At 72.7% G+C, this 11,098-nt stretch carries 10 protein-coding genes and 1 tRNA gene; 8 read left to right on the top strand and 3 right to left on the bottom strand.

Annotation, left to right across the window (positions count from 1 at the left end):
• Positions 1–507 (top strand): hypothetical protein (locus ACFWEJ_RS22025; protein ID WP_377231326.1); only part of this gene is annotated, 507 nt, incomplete at its 5' end.
• On the opposite strand, the gene ACFWEJ_RS22020 is transcribed toward ACFWEJ_RS22025, so the two are convergent.
• Both ACFWEJ_RS22020 and ACFWEJ_RS22015 read right to left on the bottom strand, forming a co-directional pair.
• Complete coding sequence (locus tag ACFWEJ_RS22020) at positions 488–2,110, bottom strand: ATP-dependent DNA ligase (protein WP_377231325.1); 1,623 nt, start codon at positions 2,108–2,110, stop codon at positions 488–490. The two genes, ACFWEJ_RS22025 and ACFWEJ_RS22020, sit on opposite strands and share 20 nt — an antisense overlap.
• 82 nt (positions 2,111–2,192) lie before the next feature.
• On the bottom strand, positions 2,193–2,627 hold the full coding sequence (locus ACFWEJ_RS22015) for a nuclear transport factor 2 family protein (protein WP_377231324.1): 435 nt from the start codon (positions 2,625–2,627) through the stop codon (positions 2,193–2,195).
• An 88-nt stretch (positions 2,628–2,715) separates the two neighbouring features.
• On the opposite strand from ACFWEJ_RS22015, the gene ACFWEJ_RS22010 reads away from it, so the two are divergent.
• Complete coding sequence (locus tag ACFWEJ_RS22010; RefSeq protein WP_377231323.1) at positions 2,716–3,573, top strand: helix-turn-helix domain-containing protein; 858 nt, start codon at positions 2,716–2,718, stop codon at positions 3,571–3,573.
• A 3-nt stretch (positions 3,574–3,576) separates the two neighbouring features.
• On the opposite strand, the gene ACFWEJ_RS22005 is transcribed toward ACFWEJ_RS22010, so the two are convergent.
• Positions 3,577–4,758: a winged helix DNA-binding domain-containing protein gene (locus ACFWEJ_RS22005; protein WP_377231322.1), complete on the bottom strand. Its 1,182-nt coding sequence runs from the start codon at positions 4,756–4,758 to the stop codon at positions 3,577–3,579.
• A 197-nt stretch (positions 4,759–4,955) separates the two neighbouring features.
• On the opposite strand from ACFWEJ_RS22005, the gene ACFWEJ_RS22000 reads away from it, so the two are divergent.
• The 6 genes from ACFWEJ_RS22000 to ettA all read left to right on the top strand — a co-directional run bounded on the left by ACFWEJ_RS22000 (position 4,956) and on the right by ettA (position 11,062).
• The gene (locus ACFWEJ_RS22000) at positions 4,956–5,150 is read left to right on the top strand and encodes a hypothetical protein (protein ID WP_377231321.1); all 195 of its coding nucleotides are present in this window, start codon (positions 4,956–4,958) and stop codon (positions 5,148–5,150) included.
• Positions 5,151–5,206: 56 nt separating this feature from the next.
• Positions 5,207–5,280, top strand: a tRNA-Arg gene (locus ACFWEJ_RS21995).
• Between the two features lie 121 nt (positions 5,281–5,401).
• Complete coding sequence (locus ACFWEJ_RS21990; RefSeq protein ID WP_377231320.1) at positions 5,402–7,081, top strand: GTPase; 1,680 nt, start codon at positions 5,402–5,404, stop codon at positions 7,079–7,081.
• The gene (locus ACFWEJ_RS21985) at positions 7,078–8,658 is read left to right on the top strand and encodes a GTP-binding protein (protein WP_377231319.1); all 1,581 of its coding nucleotides are present in this window, start codon (positions 7,078–7,080) and stop codon (positions 8,656–8,658) included. The genes ACFWEJ_RS21990 and ACFWEJ_RS21985 overlap by 4 nt, the downstream gene beginning before the upstream one ends.
• Before the next feature lie 52 nt (positions 8,659–8,710).
• Positions 8,711–9,253 carry a single-stranded DNA-binding protein gene (locus tag ACFWEJ_RS21980; protein WP_377231318.1) on the top strand — a complete coding sequence of 181 codons (543 nt, stop codon included), beginning with the start codon at positions 8,711–8,713 and terminating at the stop codon, positions 9,251–9,253.
• A gap of 126 nt (positions 9,254–9,379) precedes the next feature.
• The gene (gene ettA, locus ACFWEJ_RS21975) at positions 9,380–11,062 is read left to right on the top strand and encodes an energy-dependent translational throttle protein EttA (RefSeq protein ID WP_377231317.1); all 1,683 of its coding nucleotides are present in this window, start codon (positions 9,380–9,382) and stop codon (positions 11,060–11,062) included.
• Positions 11,063–11,098: the final 36 nt, after the last annotated feature.

Raw genomic sequence — 11,098 nt, 5'->3', positions numbered from 1 at the left:
TCCCTGACCTGGTCGAACTGCTCCAGCAGTACGCCCAGCCGATCCGTCCGCGCGCCGTCCGTCTCCACACCTGGCTTTCAGCCAGCTGAAAGCGAAGAAACCCGGGCCTCAAAGGGGGAGCAAGCAGGTCTCGACCCGTGCCACGATGCCGGAGTGTTCAAGCGTGAGTACGACCCGTCGCTCGACGTCTTCGATCGTGGGTGTCTCGTGCTGTGGAAGGACGGGGCGATCGCCGGGTACATCTCCACCGAGCTCGGCACCTGGTGGCCCACCTGGAACCCCTTCAGGATCCAGCAACAGGTCTGGCTCACGGTGGTGTGGGCCGACGGCGAACAGGATGTGTACGCCGACCAGCCGCCGTGGGACGGCTTGGTGCCGTCGATTCGCGCAGGCGAGTTGATCGAGGGCGAGGAACCGCACCGCGGCCGCTACACCGTGACATGGCTGTCCGGGGCTGAGCGAGAGGCCAAGCTGGCCGAGCTCGATCTCACTCCGCCGGACTACTGACCACGGCGAGCGAGCGGACCGTGTCGATCGTGTCTGCCTCCGCGGCCGTCTTGTCGTCGCGGTAGCGCAGCACGCGCGCGAAGCGCAGCGCGAGGCCGCCGGGGTAGCGGGTCGAGCGCTGCAGGCCGTCGAACGCGATCTCCACGACCTGCTCCGGCCGGACAGTCACGACCCAGCCGTTGTCCTCGACCTCCAGCTCTCTGAACCGCTCGGTCTGCCACTGGAGCATCTGGTCGGTCATGCCCTTGAACGTCTTGCCGAGCATCACGAAGCCGCCCTCGGGGTCCCGCGCGCCCAGGTGGATGTTCGACAGCCAGCCCTGGCGGCGGCCCGAGCCGCGCTCGACAGCGAGGACCACGAGGTCCAGGGTCTTGCGGGGCTTGACCTTGACCCAGCCGGCGCCGCGCCGTCCGGCCGCGTAGGGGGCGTCGAGCGACTTGACCACGACGCCCTCCTGGCCCTCGCGGACCGCGCCCGCGAAGAACTCCGCCGCCGCCTCCGGGTCGGACGTCAGCAGGCGGCGCACCGTGTGCGGCGCCGCGACCTCGTCCAGCACCGCCAGCCGGTCGCGCAGCGGGGCGTCGAGCAGGTCGCGCCCGTCGGCGTGCAGCACGTCGAAGAAGAACGGGGTCAGCTCGAACTGGTCCGCCAGCGACTCCTCCGCCGACGGCGCCCGGGTCGAGCCGCGCGTCGACTCGTGGGTCGCCGACCGGGCGGCCGTCTCCTGGAACGGTCGGGGCACGCCGTCCGGCCCGACGCCGAGCGCCTCGCCGTCCAGCACCAGCCGATCCGACGGCAGGGCTCGCACCACTTCGACGATCTCCGGCACGCGCTCCGTGATGTCGTCCAGGGAACGCGTCACGACCCGCACCTCGTCGCCCAGGCGGTGCACCTGGATGCGGATTCCGTCGAGCTTCACGTCCACGCACAGCACATCGGGCTCGTCGCCGGAGCCGAGCTTCTCGAATGCCGCTGCGATGTCCGGGGCGGACTGCGCGAGCATCGGCCGCACCGGCCGCCCGACCTCCAGGGTGAACGCCGCCAGCGCGGTCGGCGGGTCGTCCGCGAGGAGCGCGGCGCTCGCGACCGGCCCGGTGGCCCCGCGCAGCATGACGGCGCGGCGGACGGCGTCGGCGGGCGTCCCGGCGGCCTCCGCGACGGCGTCGACGACGACCGAGTCGAGCGCGCCCTGCCGCAGCTCGCCCGCGACCAGGCCGCGGAGGAACGCCTGCTCCCGCTCGGTCGCCGCGCCGAAGAGCTCGGCGGCCGCGGCGGAGCGCGCCTGCGCAGAGCCCGAACCCTCCAGGGCGGCCATCGCGGCGAACGCGGCGTCGACGTCGCGGACCGTGAGCGTGGGCTCTGCCGCGGGCGGCGGGAGGTCGCGCAGCGCGGCGTAACCGAGGCCCGTGCGGCGCTGGCGCAGCGCGCCGGCGAGGTAGGCGACGACGATCTCCAGGTCGTCGGTGACCGTTCCACGGTCCGCCGCGGCGGCGCCGCCGTCCGCCGTCCGGCGCAGCAGGTCGGCGATGGCCGCACGCTTGGCCAGGCGCGAGCGCGTGGCGGCGACGGCGTCGGACGTGGCGGCGACCTCGGCGAGCAGCATGCTCCATCTTGACCCGCCGCCCGGCCGGCCGCGGCCCGAGGTGTCAACGACCGGGGCTGGCAGCGGGTGCTTGGTCAACGGGTCAGGACCACCAGGTCAGGTGGGCTTGGGCCTCCGCCGTCGGCTCAATGAGCTCCCATGCTTCAGCGATGCGGCCGTCCTCGAACCGCATGATGTCGACCACCGTGATCTCCGGACCGGCGGGGAGCCGGCGCCGCGAGTGCAGCAGCACGTGGTCGCCGTCGGCCAGCAGGTGCAGCACCGTGACCTCCATGCCCGCGATGTGTTCCAGCGAGCCGCGGACGGCGGCGAGCCACTCGGTCCTGGTCCGCGATGTCCTGTCGGGCCGGTGGTGGACGAAGTCGTCGGTCAGCACCCGGGCGACGGCGTCGGCGTCGCCCGTCTCGGTAAGGGCCGCGAAGGCGGCGGTGACGATGCTCGTGTTGTCGGCCGTGGTGCGCTCGGCCGCCGCGCGCTCTGTCGTGGTGTCCGGTGTCGTCGTGTCCTGTGTCGTCATGCCCGCAGTCTTCGACCCGGCCGCGGCGGTTGTCGATGAACTGGGAGTTCATGGCGCTCCGGCCCGCCGTGCACGACACTCGACGTCCATGGGAACAGTGGGCGAGCTGCTGCGGCAGTGGCGGCAGCGCCGTCGGCTCAGCCAGCTCGATCTCGCGATCGCCGCCGACGTCTCGGCGCGGCACGTCAGCCTCGTGGAGACCGGGAAGTCCCGGCCGAGCGCCGACATGGTGCTGCGGCTCGCGGAGCAGCTCGACGTGCCGCTGCGCGACCGCAACCGGCTGCTGCTCGCCGCGGGTTTCGCGCCGCGGTACGACGAGCGTCCGCTCGGAACCGACGCCCTGGCGCCCGCCCGGGACGCGGTCGCGCGGGTGCTGCGGGCGCACGAGCCGTACCCGGCGCTGGTCTTCGACCGCGGGTGGAACATCCTGATGACCAACCGGGCTGTCGACCGCTTCTTCGCCGGTGTGGCCCCCGACCTGCTGCGCCCGCCGGTCAATCTCGTGCGGCTCGGCCTGGACCCGCGCGGGCTCGCCCCGCTGGTCGTCAACCTCGCCGACGTGCGTGCGGTGTTCCGCGCGCGGGTGCGGCGCCAGCTCGCCACCGTGCCCGACGCCGGGCTGACCGCCCTCTACGAGGAGCTGCTGGCGCCAGGCGCGCACGACAGCACGCCCGGCTCCCACGGCGACGGCTGCCCGTCGGAACCCGATCGAGCGGAACCCGGCCGGTCGATCGCGGCAGAGTCGGACGTGGTGATCCCCATGATCATCCGGATCGACGGGCGGGAGCTGCGGCTCTTCTCGACGATCACCACGTTCGGCACCCCGATGGACATCACGCTCGACGAGGTGGCGATCGAGTCGTACTACCCGGCTGACGCCGAGAGCGCCGCCTACTTCACCGACGTTGCTGTCACTGACTCCGGCACGGACCCGGTCGGGAACTAGGCCTCAGCCCAGCGGCCACGCCGCCACCGCCTGATCGACCGCGATGCGCACCTGTCCCGCGATCCCCGGCACGAGCTCGTACGGGGCCTCGCCGGCCTTGGGCGCGCGACGCCACGTGCCGACCAGGCGTCCGTCGAGGAGCACTGCCGGCCGGAAGATCCCGTTGGTGAACGGGACGACGGTCCGCATCGCCTCGGCGTCCGCGACCAGGTCACGGTCCTGGTAGCCCAGCACGATCTCGTCGAACCCCGGCACGAGCAGGACGCCGCCGGGTTCGGCGAGCCCGGGCAGGCGCTCGGGCTCGACGCCGGAGTCGGGGCCGTCCGCCGCGCGGCCGATGAGCATCACCTTCCCGTCGACCGTGACGTCGACGACGGCGTCCGGCTCGGTCTCGCGCAGCGTGGCGACGGCGGCGCGCACGGGGGTCTTCGGCAGGCCGAGCCACCAGGCCAGGTCGTCCACCGTGGCGGGTCCGCGGCTCGCGATGTAGGACCGGGCGATGCGGCGCAGGGCGGCGTCGGGCTCCTCGGCCGGACCGCCCGCGACATCACCCACGCCCCCGGAACCACCCGCGCCCGGCGACGCGACCATCTTCTGCTGCGCCCCCGCGAACGGGCCCCAGTGCAGCACCCCGCGCAGTGCCAGGGTGACGATCAGGTGGTACCCGCGCTGCCCCTCGATGGGCACCCCGGCCTGCTGCCACAGGTCGATCATCTCGGCCCGCGTGAACCCGTCCGACGCAGCCAGCGCCTCCCGGGTGATCTTCTCCGCACGGTCGACGAGCGCGTCGTCCAGGCCCTCCGCCTCGCGGACGCGCCGGCCCAGGTGGGTCACGCGCTCACCCGTCAGCGAGACGAGCGCGGCCAGGTCCCGGGGCGTGGTCGCGAAGAGGGTGCCGCGCTGGGTCCAGCCGCGCACCAGCTCGCCGCCGTCGAACGCGGCGCGCACGTCGTCGATCGAGGTGCCCGGGCGCGAGCGGACGGCGATCGCGCGCAGCACCGCGGGCAGGTCCTGCCCCTGCAGGGCTACCATCCGGCGGACGACGTTGCCCGGCGTCGCGGAGCTCGGCCCGTCGTCGCCCGGCGTCGCGGAGCTCGACCCGTCGTCGGGCAGCGCCAGTCCCTGCGTGCGCAGGCGCAGCCGGCGCGCGGCGTCGGGGGCGAGATCCGTGGGTCCGGAGGGCATGCGGGAAGAGTACGTCGCGCCTGTGACACTCACCGGGACCCGCGTGGGGTCGGTGCCGGGCCCGACACCGCAGTGTCTCCCGGGCGAGCCCCGCCGCACCAGTGACGCCGTGTCATGCAGGGGCCTGCGCTATGTCATGGGGGAGCGGTGACGCCGTCACACTGGCAGGTACGGGCCTGGACCGGTGGGATCGAGGCATGACCTCGACACCAGCGAACTCTGCCGACAGCCCGGGCGCCGACACCCCCGGCGCCGACCGGCCCGAGGCCGACGGGCCCGGGCCGACCCGACCGGGCAGGGTGACGCGCGTCTCCGTGCTGACCATCGCGGTGGCACTCCTGGCGGCGACGCTGGCGCCCGGGGCGGCGTCGTCCACCCCGACCTCCCCGTGACGCCCTTATTTGGCATGGTCAAGACCGGCCCGGCCTAGGCTAAACTCGGCTCGCTTGCCTCCGTAGCTCAGCTGGATAGAGCGGGTCACTTCTAATGACTAGGTCGCGGGTTCGAATCCTGCCGGGGGCACTGATCTGCTGTCGTCGGGCGTCGGAGACACCCTCCGACGGCCTGCACAAAACCCTTGTTTCTGCACACCCACCAGCCGCTACGGCTTGGCAGAACGATCTTGACCTATCAGGATGAAGCCGTGACTCCAGGAACACGCTCCGCAGTGCTCGGCCGTCGGGGTGGTGTGGACCCGAACGTTGCGGAGCAGCTCGGCTTCACGGTGCACGACGTCGTGCAGGACCTGCGCCGCGACGTCGCCGCGGCCACCCTGCCCCTGCCCGTCGACGGCGCCGAGGAGGCCGAGGCGTCCCGCGAACGCCTCCTGGCGCAGCTCGACGAGCACCTGCTGCCGCGCCTCGCCGAGCTCTCCAGCCCCGCCGTCGTCGTGCTCGCGGGCTCCACGGGAGCCGGCAAGTCCACGCTCTTCAACAGCCTCCTGGGCGAGGAGGTGTCCGAGGCCGGCGTGCTGCGGCCCACCACCCGCGAGCCCGTCGTGGGCGTGCACCCGCGCGACGTCGACACGCTCACCGCGGGACCCGTCACGGAGCTCGCCCGCCTGGTCAAGCACGAGGGCGTGCCGCGCGGCACCGCGCTGATGGACGCGCCCGACCTCGACTCGCTCCTTAAGGAGAACCGCTCCACGGCCCACCAGCTGCTGGAGGCGGCCGACCTCTGGCTCTTCGTCACCACGGCCGCCCGCTACGGCGACGCGCTCCCGTGGCAGGCGCTCGACCGCGCCAAGGAGCGCGGCGCGAGCGTGGCCATGGTGCTCAACCGGGTGCCCAAGGAGAACCTGACGACGATCCGGGCCGACCTCAACACGCGCATGAAGGAGCGCGGGATGAAGGACGTCCCGCTGTTCATCGTGCCGGACGTCGGACCGCACGAGGGGCTGCTCGACCCCAAGCTGGTGGCGCCCATCCAGCGCTGGCTCAACCTGATGGCCGGCCCCGAGCGCTCGCGCACCGTCATCCTGCGCACCCTCAAGGGCGCGATCGGCGCCCTCCCGGACTGGGTGACGGGCCTGGTGACCGCGGTGGAGCAGCAGGGCACCGCCGCGTTCGACCTCCGCAACGCCGTCCAGGCCGTGGTCCCGGACGCGCAGCTCGCCGCGCGCACGGCCGTCCTGTCGGGGACGTCCGGCGAGGGCACGGTCGCCGCGCGGTTCGCCGAGATCGCCAGCACCGACCACATCTCCCGGGTCACGGTCCGCGACGGCATCGCGCGGACCACCAAGCGCGCCGGGAAGGCGCGCGAGACGGCCCTGCTCCGGCTGCGCGAGGAGGTCGAGGCCACCGCGACCCGCGCGTTCGTCGCCGCCGGCGTGCGCACCGAGGAGAGCCTGCGCGGTGTCCTGGCCGGCCCCGGGGCGCCGCCCGCCGGCGAGACGATCCTCCCGTCCGCGTCGAGCCGCGCCAAGGAGCGCCTCGCCTGGGGCCAGAAGGCGGCCGCGGCCTGGTCCCGCCTGGCCGACGACGTGGTCGGCCGCATGGCGGACGCCGACCCCGCGATGTCCGACCCCGAGGCGGTGGCCCGCGCCACGGGCGCCCGCAAGGCGTTCGGCGACGCCGGGCTGGCGACGCTCCTGCAGGCCACCGCGCTCGGCAACGAGGACTCCATGGCGCTCGTCGACCGCGTGCTTGGCGACAGCGCAGGGGACTCGATCGAGGAGCTGCAGGGCGAACTTGCCGACCAGGTCGCGCTAGCGGTTGCGGAAGAGGCCCGTTCTGTCCAGAGTGCCCTTGACGTCCCCGCGCTAGCCGACGACGCGGCCGCTCCGCTCCGCGTGCGGCTGGCCGAGCTCAGGAGGCTGACATGACGAGCCACGACGCGACCCTCGGCGCTCGGACCGAGGACCTCGGCCGAGCCCTCCAGATCGCCGGATCCCGCCTCGACGACACGGTCTTCGGCAAGGTCGCCAGCTCCGTGGCCGGGGTGCGCGAACGGCTCGCGCTCGGCGTGGACCACACCGTGGTGGCGCTCGCCGGCGGCACCGGGTCGGGCAAGTCGAGCACGTTCAACAAGATCTCCCGCCTCACCTTCGCCGACGTCGGCGTCAAGCGCCCCACCACCGCCAAGGTCACCGCCTGCTCGTGGAGCGACGACGCCGCCACGCTGCTGGACTGGCTCGGCGTGGAGCGGGAGCGCCGCATCACCCGGGCCGGCGAGCTCGACTCGGCCGACGAGGCCGCCCTGAGCGGCCTCGTGCTGCTGGACCTGCCCGACCACGACTCGGTCGCGCCCGCCCACCGCGACGTCGTGGACAAGGTGCTGCCCCTGGTCGACCTGCTGGTCTGGGTCGTGGACCCGCAGAAGTACGCCGACGACGCCCTGCACACCGGCTACCTGCGCGACTCGTCGGGCATGCGGGCCTCCACCGTGGTGGTGCTCAACCAGATCGACACGGTGCCCGTGGGCCAGCGCGACAACCTGGTCAACGACGTGAAGCGCCTGCTGCGCGACGACGGCCTGGACAACGTGCCGGTCATCGCGGCGTCGAGCAAGACGGACATCGGTATCGACGACCTGCGCGGGCTCCTGGAGCAGACGGTGGCCCGCCGGTCCGTGTCGGCCGGCCGCGCCGCGGGGGAGCTGGACGCCGCCGCGACCCTGCTGCTCAGCCAGACCCCGGCAGAGGTGCCGTGGCACATCGACACCGTTCTCGAACGCGAGATCGACGCGCTCGCGCGGGCGGCCGGCCTGGAGTCCGTCGCCGCGCAGGTCGGCGCCGCGGTGCGCAACGGCTACGGCTCGCCCGAGTTCCGCAACCCGGACCCGGACTCGATCGCCCTGTCCCGCTCGCGCTGGCTCACCGGCTCCGGGGAGTCGCTCAAGCCGGGCTGGCAGCGTTCGCTCGCCGAGAGCGTGGCGAGCGCCCGCGACGTCACGAGCGCCGTGTCGACGGCGCTGCAGGGCGTCACCCTGGACACCCGCGGCCCGACGACGCAGCCGCTCACCCGCCGCCTGGCACTCGGGGCGGTACTGCTCGCGGTGCTGCTCGGGATCTGCACGGTGCTGGCCTCGACGGACATCCTGCCCGTGGGCGACACCTGGACCACCGTGCTCGGGGTCGCCGCCGTGGTGGCCGCGGTCGCGGCGCTCGTGGTGTTCCTCGTGGCGATGCAGATGCGCCGCGCGCTCGCCGCGCGCCGGGCGCAGGCCGTCATCGCGTCGGGCCGCGCCGCGCTCGAGCGGGTGCTGCGCCAGACCCTCGGCGTGCCCACCCAGCGGCTGCTCGACGAGCACCGCGCGGTGCGTGAGCTCGCACAGAGTGCGCGCGACGACGGACCCTCGATACCGCTTCGTGTGGAAGAGAACGCGACCACAGGCAGCCAGATCCGGGTTTCGTCAACAGACGACTTCGGGCTGACCGACCTGCGCTCCGTCCGCGCCTGATGCTGGGTACGGGCCGGCCGCGAGGGCCGGTCCGGAAACCCAGGAGGGCTCCATGAACGACGTGACGGTGACTGTCTCCGGCTTCGCCGGCAACTCCCCGGCGCTGCACACGGGCACGGGCAAGCCGTTCGCCATGTTCCGCGTGGCGAGCACGCGGCGCTACGTGAACGACGCCGGCGAGTGGACCGACGGCGCGACGCTGTGGTTCACGGTGAAGGCGTGGCGGACGGCGGCGGTGAACCTGGTCCGGTCGGTCCGCAAGGGCGACCCCGTGGTCGTCACGGGCCGGCTCGAGATGGACGAGTGGGCGGGCCCGGAGGGCGAGCCCCGGAGCGGTCTGGTGATCGCCGCGACCGGGGTCGGCGTGGACGCGACCCGGGGCAAGGTGGAGTACTCGCGGCTCGTCCACCACGATCCGGTGCCGGGTTCCCGGGGCGAGGGCGACGTGGCAGACCTCCCGGGTGACGCCGGGCTGGTCGCGGTGCGGGCGGGCGAGACCGACCCGTTCGACGTCGACCTGTCGGGTGCCGGGGGTGACGAGGAAGACCAGGGCGACGGGGCCGGCGTCGGGCCGCGGGAGCTCGTGACCGCGTAGGCTGGTCCCAGTCGTGCTCAGCGGTCCGCGGGTGTCAGGGTTCTCCTGCGCGGACGAACCCTGGCACCCGCTCCGCGCGAGCGCACCCCATCCGACGTACCTTCTGTGAACGGTGGAACACAGGCAGTGGCTGAATACATCTACTCCATGTACAAGGCGCGCAAGGCGCACGGCGACAAGCTCATCCTCGATGACGTGTCGCTGAACTTCCTGCCCGGCGCCAAGATCGGTGTCGTCGGTCCGAACGGCGCCGGTAAGTCCACGATCCTCAAGATCATGGCCGGGCTGGACACGCCGTCGAACGGCGAGGCACGGCTCTCGCCCGGGTACACCGTGGGCATCCTGCTCCAGGAGCCGCCGCTGAACGAGGAGAAGACGGTCCTCGGCAACGTCCAGGAGGCCGTCGGCGAGATCCTGGCCAAGAAGGCCCGGTTCGACGAGATCTCCGAGCTCATGGCGCAGCCCGACGCGGACTTCGACGCGCTGCTGGCCGAGATGGGCACGCTGCAGGAGGACATCGACGCCGCCGACGCGTGGGACCTCGACTCCCAGCTCGAGCAGGCGATGGACGCCCTGCGCTGCCCGCCGCCGGACGCCGACGTGACGCTGCTGTCCGGTGGTGAGCGCCGCCGCGTCGCCCTGTGCAAGCTGCTCCTGCAGAAGCCCGACCTGCTGCTCCTCGACGAGCCCACCAACCACCTCGACGCCGAGTCCGTGCTGTGGCTCGAGCAGCACCTCGCGGGCTACGCGGGCGCCGTCCTGGCCGTGACCCACGACCGGTACTTCCTCGACCACGTCGCGGAGTGGATCTGCGAGATCGACCGTGGGCGCCTCTACCCGTACGAGGGCAACTACTCGACGTACCTGGAGAAGAAGCAGGCGCGCCTGGAGGTCCAGGGCAAGAAGGACGCCAAGCTCTCCAAGCGCCTCAAGGAGGAGCTGGAGTGGGTGCGGTCCAACGCCAAGGGCCGCCAGACCAAGTCGAAGGCTCGCCTGGCCCGCTACGAGGAGATGGCCGCGGAGGCGGACCGCACCAGGAAGCTCGACTTCGAGGAGATCCAGATCCCCGCCGGCCCGCGCCTGGGCTCGCTGGTGCTGGACGCCACGAACCTCAAGAAGGGCTTCGACGACCGCGTCCTGATCGACGGCCTGACGTTCACGCTGCCGCGCAACGGCATCGTCGGCGTCATCGGCCCGAACGGCGTCGGCAAGACCACGCTCTTCAAGACGATCGTCGGCCTGGAGCCGCTCGACGGCGGCGAGCTGAAGGTCGGCGAGACGGTCTCGATCTCCTACGTCGACCAGTCGCGCGGCGGCATCGACCCCAAGAAGACCCTGTGGGAGGTCGTGTCCGACGGGCTCGACTTCATCAAGGTCGGCAACGTCGAGATCCCGTCGCGCGCCTACGTGGCGTCGTTCGGGTTCAAGGGCCCGGACCAGCAGAAGCCGGCCGGCGTGCTGTCCGGTGGTGAGCGCAACCGCCTCAACCTGGCGCTGACGCTCAAGCAGGGCGGCAACCTGCTGCTGCTCGACGAGCCCACCAACGACCTCGACGTCGAGACCCTCGGCTCGCTGGAGAACGCCCTGCTGGAGTTCCCCGGCTGCGCCGTCGTGGTCTCTCACGACCGGTGGTTCCTCGACCGGGTCGCGACGCACATCCTGGCCTACGAGGGCACCGAGGAGAACCCGTCGAACTGGTACTGGTTCGAGGGCAACTTCGAGTCGTACGAGGCCAACAAGGTCGAGCGCCTGGGCGCCGACGCCGCGCGCCCGCACCGGGTCACGTACCGCAAGCTGACCCGCGACTGACGACGCGGCTCGGGTGCTGGGGCCGAGGAACGCTGT

The organism is Promicromonospora sp. NPDC060204 (genome assembly GCF_042728455.1).
GTDB lineage: Bacteria > Actinomycetota > Actinomycetes > Actinomycetales > Cellulomonadaceae > Promicromonospora.
The sequence above is the reverse complement of the archived record's forward strand: the minus strand, read 5'-3'. Positions and strand labels throughout refer to the sequence as shown.